13 protein-coding genes are annotated in these 22,349 nt (G+C 52.5%); 5 read left to right on the top strand and 8 right to left on the bottom strand.

What is annotated here, in order from left to right:
• Nucleotides 1–148: 148 nt before the first annotated feature.
• The gene (locus tag ACYVK4_RS24150) at nt 149–1,738 is read right to left on the bottom strand and encodes a RagB/SusD family nutrient uptake outer membrane protein (RefSeq protein WP_461130133.1); all 1,590 of its coding nucleotides are present in this window, start codon (nt 1,736–1,738) and stop codon (nt 149–151) included.
• 88 nt (nt 1,739–1,826) lie between these two features.
• Entirely contained in the window at nt 1,827–4,829 is a 3,003-nt protein-coding gene (locus tag ACYVK4_RS24145) for a SusC/RagA family TonB-linked outer membrane protein (RefSeq protein WP_461130132.1), read from the bottom strand.
• A 599-nt stretch (nt 4,830–5,428) separates the two neighbouring features.
• On the opposite strand from ACYVK4_RS24145, the gene ACYVK4_RS24140 reads away from it, so the two are divergent.
• Nucleotides 5,429–8,413 (top strand): FAD-binding and (Fe-S)-binding domain-containing protein, encoded by a 2,985-nt coding sequence (locus ACYVK4_RS24140; RefSeq protein ID WP_461130131.1) that lies wholly within the window; start codon nt 5,429–5,431, stop codon nt 8,411–8,413.
• Nucleotides 8,414–8,512: 99 nt separating this feature from the next.
• Nucleotides 8,513–10,105 carry a GEVED domain-containing protein gene (locus ACYVK4_RS24135; RefSeq protein WP_461130130.1) on the top strand — a complete coding sequence of 531 codons (1,593 nt, stop codon included), beginning with the start codon at nt 8,513–8,515 and terminating at the stop codon, nt 10,103–10,105.
• 8 nt (nt 10,106–10,113) lie between these two features.
• Here the strand turns inward: ACYVK4_RS24135 and ACYVK4_RS24130 are convergent, their stop codons facing one another.
• On the bottom strand, nt 10,114–11,490 hold the full coding sequence (locus ACYVK4_RS24130) for an APC family permease (RefSeq protein ID WP_461130129.1): 1,377 nt from the start codon (nt 11,488–11,490) through the stop codon (nt 10,114–10,116).
• A gap of 175 nt (nt 11,491–11,665) precedes the next feature.
• Complete coding sequence (locus ACYVK4_RS24125) at nt 11,666–14,683, bottom strand: TonB-dependent receptor (RefSeq protein ID WP_461130128.1); 3,018 nt, start codon at nt 14,681–14,683, stop codon at nt 11,666–11,668.
• Nucleotides 14,684–14,901: 218 nt separating this feature from the next.
• Here ACYVK4_RS24125 and ACYVK4_RS24120 point away from each other — a divergent pair, with 218 nt between their 5' ends.
• On the top strand, nt 14,902–16,257 hold the full coding sequence (locus ACYVK4_RS24120) for a Gfo/Idh/MocA family protein (protein WP_461130127.1): 1,356 nt from the start codon (nt 14,902–14,904) through the stop codon (nt 16,255–16,257).
• 241 nt (nt 16,258–16,498) lie between these two features.
• Here the strand turns inward: ACYVK4_RS24120 and ACYVK4_RS24115 are convergent, their stop codons facing one another.
• Nucleotides 16,499–17,551, bottom strand: a complete 1,053-nt coding sequence (locus tag ACYVK4_RS24115) for an FAD:protein FMN transferase (protein ID WP_461130126.1) — start codon at nt 17,549–17,551, stop codon at nt 16,499–16,501.
• Between the two features lie 12 nt (nt 17,552–17,563).
• Here ACYVK4_RS24115 and ACYVK4_RS24110 point away from each other — a divergent pair, with 12 nt between their 5' ends.
• Nucleotides 17,564–17,767, top strand: a complete 204-nt coding sequence (locus tag ACYVK4_RS24110; protein ID WP_461130125.1) for a hypothetical protein — start codon at nt 17,564–17,566, stop codon at nt 17,765–17,767.
• Nucleotides 17,768–17,893: 126 nt separating this feature from the next.
• On the opposite strand, the gene aroC is transcribed toward ACYVK4_RS24110, so the two are convergent.
• Both aroC and ACYVK4_RS24100 read right to left on the bottom strand, forming a co-directional pair.
• Nucleotides 17,894–18,973, bottom strand: a complete 1,080-nt coding sequence (gene aroC / locus ACYVK4_RS24105) for a chorismate synthase (protein WP_461130124.1) — start codon at nt 18,971–18,973, stop codon at nt 17,894–17,896.
• 76 nt (nt 18,974–19,049) lie between these two features.
• A complete protein-coding gene (locus ACYVK4_RS24100) occupies nt 19,050–20,501 on the bottom strand; it encodes a BatD family protein (protein ID WP_461130123.1) in 1,452 nt (483 codons plus the stop codon).
• Between the two features lie 123 nt (nt 20,502–20,624).
• Between ACYVK4_RS24100 and ACYVK4_RS24095 the strand changes: the two genes are divergently transcribed.
• A complete protein-coding gene (locus tag ACYVK4_RS24095; protein ID WP_461130122.1) occupies nt 20,625–20,828 on the top strand; it encodes a hypothetical protein in 204 nt (67 codons plus the stop codon).
• A 116-nt stretch (nt 20,829–20,944) separates the two neighbouring features.
• Here the strand turns inward: ACYVK4_RS24095 and ACYVK4_RS24090 are convergent, their stop codons facing one another.
• Complete coding sequence (locus tag ACYVK4_RS24090) at nt 20,945–22,339, bottom strand: MBL fold metallo-hydrolase (protein WP_461130121.1); 1,395 nt, start codon at nt 22,337–22,339, stop codon at nt 20,945–20,947.
• Nucleotides 22,340–22,349 lie beyond the last annotated feature (10 nt).

The following is a 22,349-nucleotide window of genomic DNA, read 5'->3' as shown; positions in this document are numbered from 1 at the left end:
TCCCCTTTTTTCAAGGGGAGGGGTTGGGGTGGGGTAAAACATCCCATTAGGAAAGCAAACAGCAGCCCACATTCAGGCTGCTGTTTGACATACATTTTTTGTGGTGTCTGGTTTAAGAAACTGACACCACTATAGCCAACTACCTCAATTAATAACCCGGATTTTGTGGTTGCAGATTCGGGTTGCTGTCGATGGCCTGCTGCGGGAATGGGAACAGTACAGCCGTAGCGGGCGAGGTTGTTGGACGCTGGTCGACGGGGTTCAGGAAGGTACCAAAGCGAATCTCATCGCTCCGGCGCCAGCCCTCCCAGTACAGTTCGCGACCACGTTCGGCCAGTACAGCGGGCAGATCGACCGTTGCGGCAGCCGACGCTCCCCGCGTTGTCCGCAGGTTGTTGACGATGGTAGCCGCTGTTTGGCCTTGTGGGTCCGTACCGCCACGCAGGATAGCCTCCGCTTTCATGAGCAACACATCGGCATACCGCAGAAACACGTAGTCGTTGGTTGGGTTGTTGTACGTAAGCGGGTTAGGCAGGTATTTCACCACCCGGATACCCTGCACTTCATTGGCCAGCGCAATGTTGACCTGTGGTGTAAACACCAACGGGTTACCACTCCGATCTTTCAGCGGAACCGGTCCCGAGGCTCCTGTAGGCCCATACTGCTGCCCAACCTGGAAACCAGCGGTAATACCCGTTGCAGGCGTTAGATCGGCAGGCTGAGCACCCCGACGTTCGTCCGTTGCTTCAAAACTGTTGTAAAAATCAGCCAGTGTGGTAAAACCATTCCAGGCACCAATGTACTGATTGTAGTGCTCCGTCATGAAATAACGGTTCTGTACGCTACCCGGCTGCGCTGTGGAGGTATTCTGGATGGTAAAGATCAGTTCCTTCGAACGCTGGTCGTTATCCCAGTGGAAGTTATCGTAGTAACTTCCCTTCGGCGTCAACGCGAACTTACCCGAAGCAATCACCTGATTGGCAAAATACACCGCCGAATCCATGTCAGCTTTGGCAAATGTGAATGGCCCTGCTGGTGTCGCGGGCGACTGGTTGTACACGGCTCGGTTCAGATACACCTTCGCCAGCATGGCCGCTGCGGCTTCTTTACTGGCTACGTTTGCGGTTGCCTGCGTGTAGGCGGGCAACACATTGAAAGCCGCCCGTAAATCACTGATAACAAAATTTGTTGCCGCCTGCCGACTCAGCACGGCGGGATTGGCATCGGCCGCGTCGGTCACCTGACGAACCGGCACCCGACCCCACAAGTCGACAATGCTCGACGTAAAGAAACCACGCAGAAATTGCCCCTGTGCCACCAACTGCGCGTTGGAACCGGCCGCAAAGATGGCCTGTGAAGCCCGGAAAGCGCCCGTGTTCAGGTCATTCCAGGCATTCAGGATTTCAATATGCTGCGAATCCCAGGTATGCTGGTGCAGCTTACGCCACACCCCGAAATCGTCCCAGTCGGTACCCCGTGTTGGGCCCATCATTTCGTCGGATGGGTGCTCCTGTAAGGCGTAAGCGCGTCCCTGGCTGTTTGCAATTGGGTTGAGCGCCTGATAAGCTCCCTGTAGGGTAGCCGCCGGATCGAGCCGGATTGACCCCTGCGTAGCGTCTGTTGACGAAAGGGCCCCAAACACTTTATCGTCCAGATTGGTACAACCATTGATGCCTATACTACCAACCAGCAGCGTGGTGGTCAGTAAGCCAATAGTTTTATAATTAAATGAATTCATGTCGTTGAAAATTGAAAGTAGTCTGTTGGCCTTGGCTCTTGTTTGCTGGCTTTACCCGGCAAACAAGAGCCCGACCGCTGATGCCTGATTAGAAACCAACATTTAAGCCTAAGGTCACCGTGCGGGGTGTTGGATACGGCGTGTAGTCGATACCCAGCGATGGAATGCCGTTGCCGTTGCCATTAAAGGTTACGGTGTTCACGTCCGGATTCAGGCCTGTGTATCCGGTGAAGATGAACAGGTTCTGGCCCGTTAATGACAGCGACAGCGTTTTGGCAAACAAGCCCTGCGGCAGGTCGAACCGGCGCGAGATGGTCAGGTTGGTAATCCGGACGTAATCGCTTTTCTCCAGGAACCGGGTTGATACCGAAGCGGGATTCAAGCCGTTTTCGTTGCTGTTCGCTACCTCATAGGTTACGTTACGGGCGTTTTTGAGGGCGCCTTTCGCAAACAGGGCATTGGCCGTGTTGTTGTAGATCTTGCCGCCAAACTGACCGTTCACGAACAGGCTCGCCGTCCAGGCACCAAACGTAAAGTTGTTGGTCAGGCCCAGCCGTAATTTGGCGAACGGACTACCCTGATAACTCGACCGGCCATCGTCGGCATAGGTCGAATAGCCATTGGCGTCGAAGCCCGTGAATTTAGGAACGAAGAACGCAAATGGCGGATACCCGCTGGTGATCCGTTCGGCATAAGCGCCGGAAAGCCCCTGACCGCTGATGGCACCCACGGCCTGATCGGTACCGATACCCTGCGCCTTGATGTCAAGCGTTGTCAGGTTGAAGACCGCTTCCCAGCCAAACTGAGGCTTTTGGACGACCTGATAGATCAGGTTCAGCTCAATACCCTGGCTCACGATCTGGCCCGGCAGGTTGATCCATTTGTAATTTACCGGAGCAGGCTGGGCATAGAACACCTGAAGCAGTGTGTTGGTACCCGCGCGATGGTAGTAGTCGATCGAACCGGACAGCTGGCCTTTCAGTACGCTGAAGTCAACCCCAACACCCGTTGTGGTGTTCTGCTCCCATTTCAGGTCGGGGTTTGGGTTGTTCTGCTGAATCTGCGAACCGGAACTGTTGTAGGTATAAATGATTTTCGATGCGCCCCCCGTAAAATCCTGGTTACCCACAATACCGTAGTTGGCCCGGATCTTAAGGTCATCGAAAATATTTTTCGGGATGAAACTCTCCTGCGATATGCGCCACGCAGCCGCCACCGACGGGAAGGTGCCATACTTGTTATTAACCCCAAAGCGCGACGATCCGTCGACCCGCACCGTAGCCGTTAAGAGATATTTCTCTTTAAAATTATAATTGGCGCGGGCAAAGTACGACTGCAGATCGTTCTGCGAACGCGACGAACCGCCCCCAATGGCCGTTCCGGTTAGCGTATTAGCTGCGCCAATGTTGTCGATGTAGGAAATCTGCGACTCATCGAACGGGAAACGGCTGGCCGCTACATAGCTGGTTCGTGTCCCGAATGTCTGGTAAGCAAACCCAGCTACAGCTTCCAGTTTTCCGGGACCCAGGTCGCGGTTGTAGTTGGCCGTGTATTCGACCAGTTTCGACAAACGGTTCAGGTTATTGATATAAGCCGCTCCGCCCAGTCCCGTTGTCGGGTCAGCATATACCTGGTTAGTTACCGAGCCCAACGGCACGTTGAACTGGCCATTCAGCCGGGAGTCGATGGACGTTGAGCGCGTCGAGGTCGAGTTATCCACGCCGAAGTTTGCTTTGAGCGACAGACCCTCCAGGATATTCCAGGTGGCACTGATGTTTGCCAGTGTGCGGTTGGTTACGCCCCGGTCGTGGTAATAATCCAGCATAGCCCGCGGATTACGATACGACCCGCCCGCCAACTGATAGTACGACGCCGTATCGCTCGCGTTGGTAAACACCGGATAGGTTGGGTTAGCACCGATCATGGCCCCGAAGAGGTTACCCAGCGCACCGGCCTGGTTACCCGTCATAGCGTACTGATCGGTTACCGACGAAGTCGTAGCGTTGACCGCCAGCGTCACCTTTTTGTTGAACAGGTCCTGCGACGCATTGATACGACCCGTTACCCGCTGCTGCCCTGTACCTCTCACCAGTCCCTGCTGATCCTGATAGCCCAGCGAGAACAGGTAACGGGTATCGTTGGTACCACCGCCAAAACTGGCGTTATAGATCTGCGAAACGCTGGTACGTAAGATCTCATTCTGCCAGTTTGTGTTGGCTCCGGCGTTTACCGTCGATAGCGTTGGATCGCCACCGGCAGCTTGCACCCCGGCCAGAAAATCAGTAGGCGACAGCAGATTATACCGCTTCAACGGCGTAGAAACTGCTCCCGACGCCGAAAAATTGAACTGCGGTGCCCCCGCCCGACCCTTCCGGGTCGTTATCAGCACCACGCCGTTGGCACCCCGTGCGCCGTAAATAGCCGCAGCCGACGCATCTTTCAACACCGAAATGTTTTCGATATCGCTTGGGTTCAGGAACGACAGTGGGTTACGGGCGGTGGTTGTACCCGTACCAAAATCCGGCGTACCACTGCTGAAATCACCTCCATCGAGCGGTACCCCGTCAATAACGTATAAGGGTGTGTTACCTCCGCGCAACGAAACAGCACCCCGAATCTGGATGTTGTTGGCCGCGCCGGGCTCACCGCTCGCTGGTGTAATCTGCACACCCGCCACGCGACCCTGCAGGAGTTGCTCTGGCGAGGCAATTACCCCTTTGTTGAAATCCTTCGGTCCTAAAGTCGCTACCGATCCGGTAACGTCTTTGGCCCGCTGGGTGCCATAACCAACGACCACAACTTCCTGAAGGGCTTTGGTGTCATCGGCCAGTTGAACATCAACGGTTGTCCGGTTGCCCACGGCCACTTCCTGTGTCGTGTAGCCAATGAAGCTTAGCACCAGGGTTGCGTTGTCGGGTACGTTGGGTAACGTATAGACTCCCTCACCGTTTGTGTTCGTACCGCGTTGCGTCCCCTTCACCTGAATACTTACCCCCGGCAAAACGGACCCTGTAGGATCCGTTACTTTACCGGTTACGGTGCGTTCCTGCGCCCAGGCGGCCTGACTACCCAGCATGAGTAAAAGTGCCATTAAGAACGTGTAAAGGTCCTTCCTGTTGCGTGACGGGCGTTGAGTAATCCCGACCTGACCTACGCCACCGCTCCTGCGATTTGTTCTGTAGGATTTTTCCATCATAGGTTTTTGATAAATGGTAAAAAAAACGTGAGCAAAATATCAGACCAGGTATAAGTATGATTTAACGTCGTCTGTAACCGATAAAACGTCCACTCCATAATGGAGTTCTAACTGTCTATTCAGTAGCAGATTATTCAAATCGAATAACATACAAAGTCTATCTAGTTAACAAATTACATATTGAAACTAGAGAATCATAGCCGAGGTTTAGTTAAAATCGAATTAATTAATGTCAAATTTGTATTATACTAAGCAGGCTGATGGCCTAGTGAGGCAGGTCATATATTTGGTTTAACAACGGGTTACTCACTGATAAGTACTTAGTGAAAATCAAGCTATATACTACATTTTATTAGACTATATATGAATTTTTGTTTATATATATCAGGATGCTATTTGCGGGCTTGTATCACTATAAGTTTGTCATATTTAGCGTTAATTTTGCTAAAATTTAATTGACTGGTTAAGGCTTCCTTAGTACCAGTCTGCTTCTTATGGACGTAAAAGACCTTCGCACATTAGCTGGTCAATTATCAGGCGACCTCTTCGACGATACTACCTATCGAACTTTATACGCAACGGATGCCTCTGCCTATCGGGAAATGCCGACGGCTGTGGCCATTCCAAAGACGATTGAGGACCTTAAAGCCCTGATTGCCTTTGCCAAAACGCACAAGACGTCGCTCATTCCACGTACGGGCGGCACGTCACTGGCCGGGCAAGTGGTAGGCAGCGGCATTGTGGTCGACGTGTCGAAGCATTTTACCAAGATCCTGGAAATCAATCCCGAAGAACGGTGGGTTCGCGTGCAGCCAGGTGTCATTCGGGATGAACTGAATCAGTTCCTGAAGCCTTACGGACTCTATTTCGGTCCAGAAACCTCCACCGCCAACCGCGCTATGATCGGGGGTATGGTGGGCAACAACTCCTGCGGCTCCAACTCCGTCGTGTATCGGGCAACCCGTGAACATACGATTTCGGTGAAAGCGCTGCTGGCCGATGGCTCCGAAGCAGAATTCGGCCCCCTGAACGGCTGGGATTTCACCAAAAAAGTGGGCGAAGCCAGTCGCAAAAACGGTTCCGCCAGCCTGGCTGACAAGATTCTACTAAAAACAAACACCATCCTGTCGGACCCCGCCAACCAGGAAGAGATCCGGCGGAATTTCCCGAAGAAGTCCATCGAGCGACGTAATACGGGGTATGCCCTGGATGCCCTGCTCGACATGCAGCCATTTGCGGCCGAAGGGGAGCCCTTCAACATGGCGAAGTTCATTGCCGGTTCAGAAGGCACGCTCTGCTTCCTGACCGAGATCAAGCTGAACATCGTTCCCTTACCGCCCAAAGAAAACGGGCTGGTATGTGTGCATTGCCACTCCATCGACGAGTCGCTGCGGGCTACGCTGGTGGCGCTCAAGTACAAGCCATATGCCGTTGAACTGATCGACGACATCATTCTGGAACGGGCCGACAGCAACCCCGAACAGCGCAAAAACAGCTTTTTCGTCCAGAAAACGCCAAGCGACCATTTTCCGATCATTCTGGTTGTCGACCTGTCCCGCGATACGCGCGATGAGATCGAACAGCTGGCCGCCGAGATGATCGCCGAGATGCAGGCTGCCGGTATGGGGTACCATTATCCGCTGTTGTTTGGCGACGATTCCAAAAAAATCTGGACGCTCCGCAAGGCAGGACTGGGCTTACTGGGCAACCTCCCCGGCGACGAAAAGGCGGTGGCCGTTATTGAGGATACGGCCGTAGATGTACACGACCTGCCCGACTACATCCGCGATTTCAACGAGATTCTGACGAAGCACCACATGCACTCGGTCCACTACGCCCACGCGGGTTCGGGCGAATTGCATTTACGGCCAATTATCAATCTGAAAACGGAAGAAGGCCATCGGCAATACCGGATGATTGCCGAAGAGATTGCCACGCTGGTCAAAAAATACGACGGCTCACTCTCGGGCGAACACGGTGATGGGCGTCTGAGGGGCGAGTTTATCCCGCAAATGGTTGGGCCGCACAATTACGAACTAATGCGGCAGATCAAGCATACATGGGACCCTGACGGTATTTTCAACCCCGGAAAAATCGTGGAAACGCCCCCGATGGACACGTTCCTACGCTACGAAGCCGGGCAGCAGACACCCAATTTCAAGACGTATTTCCGCTACAAAGACCAAAACGTTCTTCAGCACGCCGAGCAGTGCAATGGCTCCGGCGACTGTCGGAAAACGGAGGCTTCGGGCGGCACCATGTGCCCAAGCTACATGGCCACCCGCGACGAAAAGGACACGACGCGGGCACGGGCCAATATCCTGCGCGAAATGCTGACGCGTTCGACCAAAGAGAACCGTTTCGATCATGAAGAGATAAAAGCCACTTATGACCTGTGCCTGTCCTGCAAAGGATGCAAGAATGAGTGCCCATCCAACGTGGACGTTGCCAAGCTGAAAGCTGAGTTTCTGCAGCACTATTACGACTCGAACGGTATCCCTATACGTTCCCGATTGATCGCCAACTTTGCTCGTCTTTCCAGCATAGCCGCCCTGGTTCCCTGGGCCTGGAATGGCGTATTAGGCACTCCAGCCCTCCGTCGCATTGCCAACCGGCTCGTTGGCTTCCACCCCGACCGGACCATGCCGATGATGGGGAAAACGACGTTACGGAAATGGGTGTCTTCGAGGAGTGAGGAGCCATCCGGCAGCACCACACGCAACAGCACCTCCAACCTCCTCGCTCCTACTTCCTCGCTCCTACTATTTTGCGATGAGTTTACCAACTTCAACGATGTGGAGGTTGGGCAGAAAGCAGTTCGATTGTTTGAGAAACTTGGTTATGAAGTAGTTATTCCCGAGCACGGCGAAAGTGGACGGGCAGCCCTGTCGAAGGGGATGCTGAACTATGCGAAGACGCTGGCTGAGAAAAATGTTCGCCTGCTCAAAGATATCGTTACAGCCGAAACACCACTGGTAGGTCTGGAGCCCTCCGCAATTCTGACCTTCCGGGATGAATATCCCGATCTGGTCGATGAGTCGCTGATGGCCGATGCGAAACGAATTGCGGAGAATGCCCTGACCTTTGAGGAATTCATTGCCCGCGAAACAGAGGCCGGACGCATTAAACCCGACCAGTTCACAACCGAAACAAAGCTGATCAAGCTGCACGGGCATTGCCAGCAAAAAGCGGTATCGTCGCTGGTATTTGGCAAAAAGGCGCTGTCGCTGCCTAAGAATTATACCGTCCAGCTGATTCCCTCGGGCTGTTGCGGCATGGCGGGTTCATTCGGCTATGAAGCCGAGCATTACGATGTTTCGATGAAAGTGGGTGAGCTGGTTCTGTTTCCAACCGTTCGCCAGCAACCGGATGGCGTGATTATTGCGGCCCCGGGAACCTCCTGCCGCCATCAGATCAAAGATGGGACAGATCGCAAAGCGCAGCACCCGGCAGAAATCTTATTTGATGCATTATTGTAACGTTTTACGTATTTCATAAACAAAAAGTCTACATATTATGGAGACTAGATATTAAAGGGCATCATTTTTGTACATATAAGGCTATAACCGTAGTCTTGTATGAAACTTATTTTACAGTTGTTTATATCAATTGGATTCTGTCCAATGTTGGGTCTGGCGGCTGTGCCAGACCCAAAAGATTCGCCTACTGATCGATTACCTTATACTACTGCTGCCGATTCCCTTTTCACTGAACAGAGTAATTATAGTCTACTGTCCTCAGCGTCACTGGCGAATAAAAAAGCCGATCCCTTCGGCTTATTGATGATTCACCCAACGAACGCCACAACATCGGCGGCTGGTCAGACAGTTGCCGCAGGGTGTCGTCCGACCTATGTTAACGATTGCCGGGAGGGAGACGGCATGGTGAGCTTTTCGCTGAATAACATTGCGCTGAGTGAAAATTCGGGTTGCTCCAACGAGGGATACAGCTTGTTCGGCGTAACATCGGGAACCGTTGTAGCTGGCCAGACATATCCCCTGTTTGGGCAGTTGATGATGAATAATGTCTATGCACAGGGAATAACCATCTGGGCGGATCTGAACCGAAATGGCGTATTTGAAACCAGTCAGGGCGAACGCTTATACCAGAACACGTCCGTCCTCACTTCATTTTCGGGTAACCTGACCTTCCCGGCCAGTCTGGTATCAGGCGCATTGACCATCCGCGTCGTTATAGCCTATAATACTTTGCCAGCCGATCCATGCGGAACATATTCGTTCGGCGAGGCCGAAGATTATGTCATCAATGTGGTTAAGGCCGCTGACCTGAGTGTGGCGATGAAAACAAGCCAGCTGGTTGCCGCCGTTAACCAGCCTATTAGTTATTCACTAACGGTTCAGAACAATGGACCCAATAATGCCACGGGTATTAGCTGGCTGAACAGCTTACCCCCTAATTTGAGTTTTGTAACAGGTGATGCCGGTGTCGTTAGTTCCGGAACGGTTGTAGGCGTCAGTAATCTATCGCTGGTTAGTGGCTCATCCATAACCTTTACCTACCAGCTCAAGGCTAGTCGGGAAGGAACGTTCGTTAATGCGGCCCAGATTATAGCCAGTAACGAGTTCGACCCCGACAGTCAGCCTCGCTCAGGTACGGAAGATGGACAGGATGACACGGCGGTTGCCTCCATACGAACTCTATCGGCCAGCGGAGACCTGTTCACGTCACCGAATCCGGACCAGACGCCGTTACCAGCGGTTTTATCGAACCAGCCGACAGCTCATCCTGCTAAAGCCGATTTATCACTGGCAATGGCCGTCAGTCAACGTACCCTTGGGTTAGGGCAACCGATTACCTGTACGCTGACAATTAGTAACGCCGGTGGCCTGACAGCTACCAATATTGTGGTGCGGGACACGTTGAGAGGAATGTCCCTGACAGCCTCTTCCGGAGGAATGACAATTGTCGGTACAGGCGCTGATTACACCATTATTGACGGTACGGTGGCTTCGCTGGATAGTGGAGCGGTGGCACAACTTATTTTTACGGCAACCCCTACGGTGTCTGGTCGCATCGTAAATATGGCGCAGATCTGGTCGTGCAGCACCGCTGACCCTGACTCAACGCCCGGCTCGGTAGCCCCGGTCGCCAATGCGATCAAAGGTGAAGATGATGAGGCCTGGATTGACCTGCGGGTGAGCGTGCCCTGATAGGACAATTACTTTTCGAACGGCCACTGTTTTCGAATACCGGCCGAAGCCAGAAAAGCAACGATGCCCAGCCCGATAACGGTTAAGCCCGACAGCATGAACGTTAATCCCGTTGAAAAGAAGATGAATAGCCATACCGCAATGGCCAGCAGCACGGGCAGCGGATACAGCGGCATTCGAAAGGGAAATTCGGAAGCCGCCCGCCGGCGATGCAGCAGCATCAGGCCAATGGCCTGCCCAACAAACTGGATCACGATCCGCATGGCGAGAATAGCCATAATCACATCGCCTAACCGAAACAGGAGACTAAAAACGAAGCCCAGCCCGCCCAGAAATAACAGCGATATATAGGGAAACTGCCGGGTTGGGTGCAGCTTGGCAAAAATCTTAAAAAACTGCCCGTCGACAGCCGCGGCATAGGGCACCCGCGAATACCCAAGCAACACAGCAAACAGCGACGAGAAAGCGACTAACAGCACCAGAACGGTAGCCAGTTGAGCAGCACCGGGACCGTACAGCGTTTCGACAAACGTGCTGACGATGAAATTACTATTCTGGGCAATCTGCCAGGGCACGACGCTCACCACGCTCAGGTTCATGAGCAGATACAACCCGGCTATCCCGATGATCGAGATGAACATACTCGCCGGAATGTTGCGGGTAGGCCGCTGAATTTCGCTGCCCAGATGGCAAACGTTGTAGTAGCCCAGATAACAATAGATGGTTTTCACCGAAGCCTGCCCCAGGCCAGCCGCCAGTAAGCCACCGCTCACCGAGCCCATGGATTCAAACGTTTGGGCCAATGGGATCCGGGCGTTGGTCAATCCGCCCACAATGATCCAGCCAAGGGTCAGCAAAACAGCGCCCCACATCACCAGGCCAATTTTGCCGATCGAGTCAATTTTCCGGTACAGCAGGGCAATGATAATGAGGACAACAACGCCCGATACCCCTTTGCGCTGCCATTCCTCCAGCGGCATCAGATAAGAAGCATACTGCGCAAAGCCGATCGCCCCCGACGCCATGACGAGCGGGGCCTGAATAAGCGTTTGCCAGACGTACAGGAAGGACAGCAGTCGTCCCCATTTTCGTTCGCCGTAAGAAATTTTCAGAAAATTATAGCTTCCTCCGGCCTGCGGAAAGGCGGCTCCCAACTCGGCCCACACAAACGCATCGATCAGCGACACAAACGCTCCCAGTATCCAGGCCCATAAAAAGAGCGGTCCTCCCAGGGTTTTAATGACCAGCGGCAGCACCACAAAGGGCCCAATACCGACCATATCGATCATGTTCAACGCCGTTCCCTGCAAGAGCGTCAGGTTACGGGGCAAAGTAGCCGATGATGCATCGTCGGGCTGTTGATCTGGAGACGTAGCGTTGCTCAATAGCGTACTGGATAACGGAGCTTGAAACAGGGTATTCGCTTAAGAAAGGTTAGGAATTCTTTAAAAGTTCGACAGATGGCTTATCTACCAAAACAAAAGATTCCCCGTGGGCGTAGCGGGCGTTGGCCTCGATACGACTCACGGGGAATCAGTAGAAATAGATACAATAACCTGCCTAGTTCATCAACTGATCGAACGTCAGGCTGATGTAATACATAGACCCAACGCTGGGGTTACCCCACGACTGGGTGTAGAGTTTGCCGGTCAGGTTCGTACCGCCCACCTTAAGAATCGACTTGAGGCCCGTAAGCTTCTTGCTCACCTGAGCGTCGAGTGTGCTATAGGCGGGGATAATCGTTTGCTGGCGAAGCGTCGCTTCGGTGTTGCCGAAGGTTCCCTCCCACAGGAATGAATCCTGAGCGCGGTAAACAACATTGAATCCAATGCCCGTACCCCGAACATTCCGGTTACCGAAAGACAAATTGTAGCGATACTTCGGTGTGTTAAAGAACGTGATGAAGCCCGCCGGAATTTTGTCCTGATCAAGCAGGAAGTTCGATGATACGTTGGCTCCAACCATGAAATTACCCGGCAGCAGGTATTCGGCACCGATAGCCCAGCCCGCGTTTTTCAACTGAGTGGCCGAATTGGTCGGATAGGAATAAACATTCCGGGTCGAGCCACTAACCAATTGCAGCGTGGAGACCGGATCGGTCAGCGTTACCGGCGATTTGCCCTGAACGACCACTTGGCCACCCAGGAAATTCAGGAAACGGTTGTAATAATAATAGGCGTCAATGAACAGCTTTTTACCGATCAGGCCCTTATACCCCACTTCATACGTTTCAACGCGCTCCGGATCATAGCCCAGATCGGGGGCTTTTTCCAGTTTACCCAGTGCCTGCGGGAGAGCAGCCGGGCCACCCTGCTGCAAAATAGCCCCAAAGGCCTGAACAGATTGGAGGGTATAAACCGGGTTACCACTGAAGTTGTACTTCTGCTTAAACAAGGGCAAACCCCCAATTAAGCGGGCCGTAGGCGTGTTAAGATCAATATACTGATCCTGCGTGGTTGGAATACGGAAACCCCGCTGAAACGATGCCCGGAAGTTATGCACTTTAGCCACGGTCAGCACGGCCGAAAAACGGGGGCTTACCTGAGCCTTGAAGTTCTGGTTTTTGTCGTAACGTAATGATCCCGTTAATTTTAATACATCGAACAGCGTTTTGGAGGCCTGTGCGTAAGCACCGTATTCGTCGATCGTAAACTCTTTCCCATTCTCATCGCGGGCAAACAACGTACCCTCTGAATTCAGCGCATACCGGCGCAGATTACCCCCGACAATCAGCTCAACCGTTTTGGGTTCAATAAGCTTGCTGAAGTTGTACATAAACTCGCCATGGTACAGGTTGGTTTTATCCAGGAACTTCGCTCCCACACCACTGGCATCGCCCGGAATCGCCTTGCCCGTAACGGCATCGAAGGCTTGCAGGAAACCCGCCGAGCCCGGCAGGAAACGTCCCTGATCAGCAGCCCCGCGAGCCTGGTTCAGTAAATTGTTCTGCTGGCTGTTAATATAGGTCTGGGCGGCTGCCAGTGCTGCCGACGGCGACTGACCGGCTCCCAGCGCGGTTAAGTAAGCACCGGCATACCCCTGAAATGCCGATTGAGCATAGCTCCCGAAATAGGTAGGAAACCACTTGGCGGCACTACCACTCCAGGCTTCGTTGATCCCCTGCCCCAGTGTTGCGGTGGCATACGCATCGCCCGATCGTTCCTGCGTTGTGTAGGCCCGTACGAAAAAGTTTGATCCCCGCAGTTCAAGCTTATACTGCCCGAGCTGAAACCCTTTGATATAATACCGGTCGGCACCCGTATATACGGTTGTTCCGGTACCCCAGTTCGCCTGCACAATAGCCTCAACATTATCGTTCAGGCGGTAATGAACCGCTCCGTTCAGCTTCAGGTTGGTCGCGTTATAACTAACCAGATCACTCTCCTGATAACCCGTTCGGGAGATGTTCAGGTTTGGAATGATGTTATTGAAAATTTGCTGAGGTGTCAGGCCGGTCAGCTGGGGTAATGTAGCATTTCCGGCCTGCGGAATCTGGGTGGTGGCAATAGCGCCCAAAATGGCCGATGTGCCGTTGGCGCCGGTTCCGGGCTGGCCATTACCAAACAGGTTGGAGTAGAGGTTCGCGCTGGCATCACCGTAAATATTGACGCCGTCATAACCGGGATTATTGGCCCGATTTCCATCATTAAGCGTATACTTGTTTGAATAACTCTGATCCCGATAGTCGGTTGCCTGCCAGTCCTTCGCCGTCAGATACGAAACCCCGAATTTAATGGCCAGTTTATTGTTGAACGCTTTGGCATACCGGAAAGCCGCATCATAAAACGGCGTCGTAGCGGTTGCGCGATTGCTGGCATTCATGACGCCCCCTTTCACGTAAGCACTCAAACCCTGGTAGAGGAAGGGGCTTTTCGAAGTCATCAATAACAAACCATTGATGGCGTTGGGGCCATACAGAGCCGAAGCAGCCCCCGGCAGCAGATCGACGCTTTCCAGATCAAGCTCCGACACTCCGGCTATGTTTCCCACCGAGAAATTGAGCCCCGGAGCCTGGTTGTCCATCCCATCGAGCATCTGCACAACGCGGGTGTTTCCGTTGGAGCCAAACCCCCGCACGTTGACCGATTTGAACGTTAAACTCTGCGTACTCATGTCAACGCCTTTAATGTTCTGCAAGGCATCGTAGAAAGTGGCCCCGGGTGTCGACTGAAACGAACGGATATCTAACCGCTCCACAGATACCGGCGACTTGAGGACGCTTTCTTCCACCCGCGAAGCCGACACTACAATTTCCTGCCCAATGGTTACCTGTTCTTTCAGCGCCACGTTCAGGTCGGTTCGGTTGCCGTTGATCACAAACTCCTGCGTCTCGAAACCGACGGATGACACGGCGATCGTAAACGGAGTGGGCGTGTTCGTGGTCAGGGAAAAGTTTCCTTTCTGATCAGTGATTGTTCCAATCACTTTACCTTTTACCGAAATACTTATACCCACCAAGTTTTCCCGCTTAGCTTCGTCCGTTACCTTTCCGGCAACGCTCGTTTGGGCAAACGCTTCTGTTCCCAAAAAAATGGAAAAGGCCCACATTAAAATCCAATAAGTAATCTTTTTTCTCATAGAAGTTAATAAAATAGGTTGGAGTGTCGTAAAACGGATATCTACGACCTTAAATCTACGGATAAAACTTTCTTTTGTCCAAATTTTTCTTGCAATGAACAAATAAAATCAATATACCTACTTGATTGATATCATCTATTTGCCTGATTTATAGTAAATATGGTTCTTAATTTTCTTTCATGATCAGATAACTTTCTCCATCGAAATTTTCGCTATATATGACAAACGAATCGAACCAGGCACGCCGGGAATTCCTGAAGGCTTCCGGTCTGTTAACAGGCGGTGCTCTGCTCGGCAGCCTCCCTTTCCAAAGCAAAGCCGCTGGCAATCCAGGCTTTCACTTTTCGGTAAACGATACGATTAAAGTAGCTCTGATCGGCTGTGGCGGACGCGGTACGGGCGCGGCTCAGCAGGCCCTCAATACAAAGCAGAATGTTAAAATTGTTGCCCTGGCTGATGCTTACCGGGATCGGTTAGACGACGCCTACAAAGCCCTTACCGAGCGGGGTCTGAAAGCCGCCGATGGTACGCCTAAAGTAGACGTACCCGAAGATCATAAGTTTGTGGGCTTCGACGCCTACAAGCAGGCCATGGCCCTGGCCGATGTTGTGATCCTGGCCACCCCTCCGGGTTTCCGGCCCAGCCATTTCGAAGAAGCCGTTCGTCAGAATAAGCAGGTATTTATGGAGAAACCCGTAGCGACCGATGCGCCCGGCGTTCGACGGGTGCTGGCGGCTGCCGAGGAAGCCAAGCGAAAAAAACTAAACGTAGTTGTTGGTCTGCAACGGCGTTACCAGCCCAGCTACCGCGATATGATCAAGCGTATTCACGATGGTGCCTTAGGCGAAATCGTGGGTGGATCGGTCTACTGGGTCAGCGGTGGCGTATGGCAGAAGCCCCGCAAACCCGGCCAGACAGAAATGGATTACCAGATGCGCAACTGGTACTACTTCAACTGGCTCTGTGGCGACCACATTACGGAACAGCACGTTCACAATATTGACGTAGCCAACTGGGTGAAAAACAGCTATCCGGTTTCCTGCCAGGGAACGGGCGGCCGTCAGGTTCGGACGGGCAAAGACTACGGCGAAATCTTCGATCACCACATTGTCGATTTCGTCTATGCCGATGGAACGACCATCAACAGCCAGTGCCGTCACTATGAAGGCACCTATAGCCGGGTCGACGAAATGTTCCTCGGCACCAAAGGCAAGGTTGAGGGGATGGAGAAAAAAAGCAGCGCCCTGATGAGCTATAGCGGTCAGGCGATGTACACCCACAACGCGAAAGAAGATGGTAACCCTTACCAGATTGAGCACGATGAACTGTTCGACGCCATTGCCAAAGGTCAGTATAAATTTGCCGATGCCGAGCGCGTTGCCAAAAGTACGATGACTTCCATCATGGGCCGTATGGCAACCTACTCCGGCAAAGTGGTGAAATGGGATGAAGCGTTAAACTCGCAAATCGACCTGTTCCCAACCACCCTCGCCTGGGACGCGATGCCCAAGAGCCTGCCCGATGCAAACGGACTGTATCAAATTGCCGTACCGGGCAAAACGGTGACGGTGTAGTCGTCAGACAAGATAGGTAGTATAGAGGCCAGCTGCGCAATTGCCAGCTGGCCTCTTTGGTTTTGAGTAAATTTCTGATACGCGGCCCTGCTATACCCTGTAGGGTTTCAATCAGATCGCGGATGACACGGATCAAACGGCTTGTCGCGGATGAAACCTATGATCGGCCCTTTTATGCGTAAAAATCTGGTCCACCCGTGTCATCCGTGATCCCACTCGTTTTATAAGAAAATCCTATTACTCAAAATAGGCTTGACTGCCATTTGCGCACCTTTCCATTCTTATTTTCCAGCATCAGCAGTTTCACGCCGGGGAAGCGTTTAATGAATCGGCGGCTTTTCCGAAGACCCGCTACGCTGAATACTTTGGTCAACGCATCAGCCCGATAGCCATCCGGTGCCCAAACCGTAGCCCGCACAAAATGCCGCAGCCCCAAACCCGAACGGGGGTCCATAATGTGTGAGTAGCGACGGCCGTGGTGTTCCAGAAAACGGTAGGTGTCGCCCGATGTGGTGATGGCTGCATTCTTCAGTGAAATGGTGGTGGTGTCTGCATCACCGGTCTTGCCCGAACCAATGCCAACGCGCCAGCCCGAACGGCCCGGTGGCGGATCGCTGGCCAAAATATCCCCGCCAATATCAATGAGGGCTGACCGAATGCCGGCATGCCGTAGTACCTGTTCCGCTTCGTCTATGGCAAAACCCTGGCCAATGCCACCTACATCCAGACGCATCCCGGCCCGGCCTAAACGTACAGAGCGGGTCGTGCTATCCAGGTCCATCAATTTATAACCAACCAGCCGCCGGGCCCGACGACGCTCTTTGTTTGTCGGAAACTCCTTCCGCCGAACGGCCCGGCGCCACAACAGGGACAGCGGCCCAACGGTCGGGTCGTACCGGCCATTGGAAAGGCGGGCAATAGCCTGCGCTTTTTTCAGTACATTGAACAGGTCGGCAGATACAGGAACCCATGCACCCGAACCCGACGTTTGCGACAGCCTATTGATTTCGGATCCATCCATATAATCGCTCATGACGTAGTTGAGCGAATCCATGCGCGTATTTACGGCTGCGTTGGCGCGCTGAGCGGCCAGGCTATCCGGGGCGTAGAAAATAACATTGAACTGAGTGCCCATTAAGCCCCGGCTGAACGAAAAACGAAACAACTCTGGCTGGGCCGCACCCGGCTGGGCTATAACCCGACTTATACAGAGCAGAACCAACAGACCGACTCCAACCAGAAAACGAAAGGACAAACGGGTATTCAACGTATTTTTGTCGGACAGTCTTTTCAAATCGGCCTATCCATGGTTACCATTAAAAACAAATACATACTGCTGGCCGCCGGATTCTGGCTCTCGGGACTGGCCCTAACCTTGTTGGGCGCTTACGGGAAGAGTCATCATTGGACGGCAACGGGAACCTTCCTGACCATCGGCATTTCAGCACAGGCCATCGGCTTTGGCTTCCTGGGTTTCGCGATCATGCAGGCCGTTTTCAAGAAGAAATAGACCCTGACTAAGCCACCAATTTTTATGATGATCAGGATAAAGTACGATTCCACTGCATGAATACAAATCATACCCTGACCATAATCATCATAAAAACCGGTGCTCTGTGGCGATTTTCCCGTTGTCTTACACCTTGGCCGCTTTGTTTCGCAAATACAGATCGGCCAGTACCAGAGCGGCCATAGCCTCTACGATGGGTACGGCACGGGGCACCACGCAGGGATCGTGTCGGCCTTTGCCCGAAACCGTTACCGGCTGACCATTTACGTCGACGCTGTCCTGGTCCTGCATAATGGTAGCAACGGGCTTGAAAGCCGTCCGGAAGTAAATATCCTCCCCGTTGCTGATGCCGCCCTGAATACCGCCCGACTGGTTGGTTTTGGTGCGGACACGCCCCGACTCATCGGTATAAAATTCATCGTTATGCTGTGAGCCAAGTTGCTCAACGCCGGCAAAGCCGCTGCCATACTCAAAGCCTTTTACGGCATTGATACTGAGCATGGCTTTACCCAGTTCGGCGTGGAGTTTATCGAACACGGGCTCACCCCAACCGGCGGGCACTCCCGTAGCCACGCAGTCGACAATGCCGCCCACCGAATCACCCTGCTTGCGGATGCCGTCGATATAGGTAAACATCTGCTCGGCGGTTTCAGGATCGGGGCACCGAACGGCATTTTCTTCGGCCAGTGCCAGATTCAGTTCCGAATAAGCCTTTTCAAGTTTCAGCGTACCCACCTGCGACACATAGGCCGTTATCTGAACACCCTGCTGGGCAAGCAGCAGTTTGGCAACAGCGCCAGCCGCTACCCGAGCCGCCGTTTCGCGGGCCGACGACCGTCCCCCTCCCCGATAATCCCGTGAACCGTACTTGGTCTGATAGGTATAATCGGCATGCGAAGGCCGAAACTGTTCGGCAATATGACCATAGTCTTTGCTGCGCTGGTCAGTGTTGCGGATAACCAGCGCAATGGGCGTACCCTGCGTGTATCCGTCAAAAACACCCGACAGCACCTCAAACTCATCGGCTTCGCGCCGTTGGGTGGTAATGCGCGACTGGCCGGGTTTCCGCCGGTCCAGTTCGTGCTGAATAAAATCGGTATCGAACGCCAACCCGGCCGGGCAACCATCAATTACGACGCCAATGGCTGGCCCGTGCGATTCGCCGAAAGTAGAAATCTTAAATAATGTTCCGTATGTACTGCTCATGCTTTCCTGTTGGGCTTATTCCCGCTTGGCCGACCAAAGACTTTGAGTCTTCCCTCTGCCTGTTATTCATGTGATTCTATTTCCTGATTAAGACAAAAACCATCCCCAGCAACATAACGGCAATCAGCACATTCGCCACCGAACGAATCAGCACCGAAACGCTAACCGGCTGGCGTTCACTATCCATGGATTCAATACCCGTATAGATAGAATTGCCAACCGACGATGTCGGCACAGCTTCCGTTTTCGTTAACGATGTTCCGCTAAGTGTGTCTGTAAGGACGGCACCGTTTCGTTCGTTTCCTCCCACCCGAAGGTTGATCTGTGGCCGAAGCGTGTCATACCGGGCCGTTTGCGGGTCGAAGTAAACCCATTGAAAATGATTTGCCAACGAAATTGACCCATTCTGATGGGGTACAATATAATAAGCAAAACTCTTACGGCCCGTTATGTCATCGCCGGTATGCGTGACGGTATGGCGTTCTTCGGGCGGAAACACAGCCAGTTCCGTTCGCTCATTGAGAAGCGTTGGTGCCGGTAAGGTGGCAACATTTCCCTTTCCTGAGATCGTGATCGTATAGCGCACGCTCTTTCCGATCAGGACATTTTGCCGTTCCAGCCCCTCCTCCAATCGGAATGTTCCGACCGGCACACGCCCTCGTAGCGGATGCACGGGCAGCGAACGGACAACGATGGAGAGCGGTTTGCTGGTAAACAGCGTGGTTTCGGTCTTGGTCATGGATGGACCGGCAACGGGCCGTCGCCCCAGTTGAAGCGATACGGCGGGCACTTGCACCGACTGGTTTGACAACGGAAAAAAGACCGACTGAAAGATTCGATACTCTCTGAATTTTTTCTTGTTGATGACAACCGGTACAGGCGTCAAATCATTGATGGGGGTATTTTCTTCCCACGAATTAGCCGGACGTATCTTCTTAACAATAGCCTGTAACTGTTTCTCCAGTGCCTGAAAGCTGAGTTCGTAGGGGTAGTTATCGGCAACAAAAAATGACAATGTCAGGCCAACGCCCTCTCCGGCATATATCGACGATCTCGATGCCCGCAGCGACAGAAAAGCCGCTCCATCCGGCGCAATATCTACCCGGTTCAGGGTCAAACTACCCAGCCCCGACAGCACATTGGAGGGTTGAACCACCAGCACGGCGCCTTCTGACCGTATGGCCTCACCATTGATCATCATGGTAAAGGGCATCAACCGGAAACGACCGGGTGCCTGTGCCTGATAATTCTGTGTAATGACTTGATTTGTAACCGTTTTTTCGCCCGACTCAACAGGTGAGACGCTGGTTAATATACCTTTTTTGGTAAATCCGGGAATGTCTGGAAAGGTAACGGTAGCGCGGGTTTCGCTGTTCGGAATAATCAGCGAAATCGTGAAAGACCGTTCAATCGGAAATGTTGTTTGCCCTAATTCGATAGTGGCAACATTATCAATAGGTTGCCCAACGCACAGGGATGCGTAAAAGAAAAATAATACAAGAAGTCTTCGGAATATTACAAAGAACATTAGTATTTTTGGGCAACAAAGTCAAAGATGAGCCGTTACGAATTTAAGTATCAAAGGTAAGAACGAACTGTCCATCCTCTCTCAATATCCTTTAGCTTCTTTAACCGAAAAAAATGTTACGCTATGCTTTCCATGCTTGAGTATATCAAGACGATCCTTCAGAAGGTGAGTTTTGATAAAGGTCTTTTTGATAAAGAGCTGGCCAAAGCCATTAAAATGCTCATTCCAAAAGAGATTAAGCAACTTAAACGCTGGTGCTATGCTCAGTTCGGTAAAATGTATCGTGCTGTATTAAATCGTCGTTTCTCGCGAGTTCGGTTCACCTGACGGTGCTATCGTTTTATAAACAAAAATCCCCGGCTTGAACAAGCCGGGGATTTTTGTTTATAAAACGACGGATAAACGGGTTCATGAACCACTTGGTCACTGATCAGATCACTAATCTATACCGTCACTTTCTCCTTCATCTCAGGAATGTCAACCCGCCTGAAGCCAGCCGCCTGTAAATAGCCTTTCCAGATCAGTTGCTTGTCGTATTCGCCATGCACCAGAAATAGACGCTTAACCTGAGTCATATCCTGACAGCTTAAGAACTGAAGCATCTCGCGATAATCGGCATGGGCCGAAAACGAGTCCATAATAGCTACCCGCGCCACTACTGGATAGCGCTCCCCAAAGATCGTGACTTCCTTATCGCCCCGCTTCAAGGCACCGCCCAGGCTATTTGGCGACGCATAACCCACCAGCAGAATGGTCGTGTTGGGCTTAGCAATGTTATTCTTGATATGGTGCTTGATCCGACCCGCTTCGGCCATGCCCGATGGTGCAATGATGATACAGGGCTCCTTCGAGTCGTTGATCGCCTTCGAGTCTTCCACATCTGTTATGTAATGCAGATTCGGGAATTGAAATGCATCGCCATCTTTTTTGATGTACGCGAGAATTTCCGGGTTGAAATCCTCTTCGTGGTCGCGCATGACGTCCGTCGCTTTCACCGACATGGGGCTGTCGATATAAACGGGCAGTTTGGGCAGGTGGCCCTCACTGGAAAGCTGATCGAGGGCGTAAATGATTTCCTGCGTACGGTCGACCGCAAAAGCGGGAATAAGCAGTTTGCCCCGCCCCTCAACGCAGGTTTGCTGCACAATTTGCAGCAGGTGCGCTTTCATGTTGGGTTCGGCTTCGTGAAGGCGGTCGCCGTAGGTCGATTCGCAGATGATGTAGTCTGCCTGCGGAAACGGCTGGGGCGAACGCAGAATTTTATCGTCGGGGCGTCCAATGTCGCCACTGAAGAATAGTTGTTTTGTCTGGCCTTCCTCCTGAATGGTGAGGCTGACCGAAGCACTACCCAGCAAATGGCCTGCATCGGTCAGTAAGGCGGTTATTTCGTCACAAATAACGAATGGCTCGTTGTAGGAAACGGCCTGCATTTGGTCGAGTGCCTGTTGAACATCTTTTTCGTCGTAGAGCACTTCCAGCTCGGGCTGTCCCCGGCGGTTGCGTCGCTGGTTAACGCGTTCCAGGTCACGTTCCTGAATCCGGGCGCTATCCATCAGCATGATTTCGCACAGGTCAATTGTCGATGAAGTGGTGTAAATTGGCCCGGCAAATCCCTGGCGCACGAGCCGGGGAATCAGCCCTGTGTGATCAATGTGCGCGTGCGAAAGGACCATGTAATCGACCTGAGCCGGATCAAATCCGAACTGCTGGTTAAGCTCGTCGGTATCAATACCCTGAAACAGCCCGCAATCGAGCAATAATTGTTTGCCACCGGCAGTGGTGATCAGGTGTTTGGTTCCGGTTACGGTTCGGGCCGCCCCGAAAAATTGAATGGTCATTTCCTGAAAA

This window comes from Spirosoma aerophilum, from assembly GCF_054782495.1.
Note: the sequence above shows the minus strand (reverse complement) of the source record. Positions and strands in the feature narration are given on the sequence as shown.

Excerpts from the sequence above, each read along its gene's own strand:
- ACYVK4_RS24150 (WP_461130133.1), bottom strand. The coding sequence starts at position 1,738 with ATGAATTCATTTAATTATAAAACTATTGGCTTACTGACCACCACGCTG.
- ACYVK4_RS24145 (WP_461130132.1), bottom strand. The coding sequence starts at position 4,829 with ATGGCACTTTTACTCATGCTGGGTAGTCAGGCCGCCTGGGCGCAGGAA.
- ACYVK4_RS24140 (WP_461130131.1), top strand. The coding sequence starts at position 5,429 with ATGGACGTAAAAGACCTTCGCACATTAGCTGGTCAATTATCAGGCGAC.
- ACYVK4_RS24135 (WP_461130130.1), top strand. The coding sequence starts at position 8,513 with ATGAAACTTATTTTACAGTTGTTTATATCAATTGGATTCTGTCCAATG.
- ACYVK4_RS24125 (WP_461130128.1), bottom strand. The coding sequence starts at position 14,683 with ATGAGAAAAAAGATTACTTATTGGATTTTAATGTGGGCCTTTTCCATT.
- ACYVK4_RS24120 (WP_461130127.1), top strand. The coding sequence starts at position 14,902 with ATGACAAACGAATCGAACCAGGCACGCCGGGAATTCCTGAAGGCTTCC.
- ACYVK4_RS24110 (WP_461130125.1), top strand. The coding sequence starts at position 17,564 with ATGGTTACCATTAAAAACAAATACATACTGCTGGCCGCCGGATTCTGG.
- aroC (WP_461130124.1), bottom strand. The coding sequence starts at position 18,973 with ATGAGCAGTACATACGGAACATTATTTAAGATTTCTACTTTCGGCGAA.
- ACYVK4_RS24100 (WP_461130123.1), bottom strand. The coding sequence starts at position 20,501 with ATGTTCTTTGTAATATTCCGAAGACTTCTTGTATTATTTTTCTTTTAC.
- ACYVK4_RS24095 (WP_461130122.1), top strand. The coding sequence starts at position 20,625 with ATGCTTTCCATGCTTGAGTATATCAAGACGATCCTTCAGAAGGTGAGT.
- ACYVK4_RS24090 (WP_461130121.1), bottom strand. The coding sequence starts at position 22,339 with ATGACCATTCAATTTTTCGGGGCGGCCCGAACCGTAACCGGAACCAAA.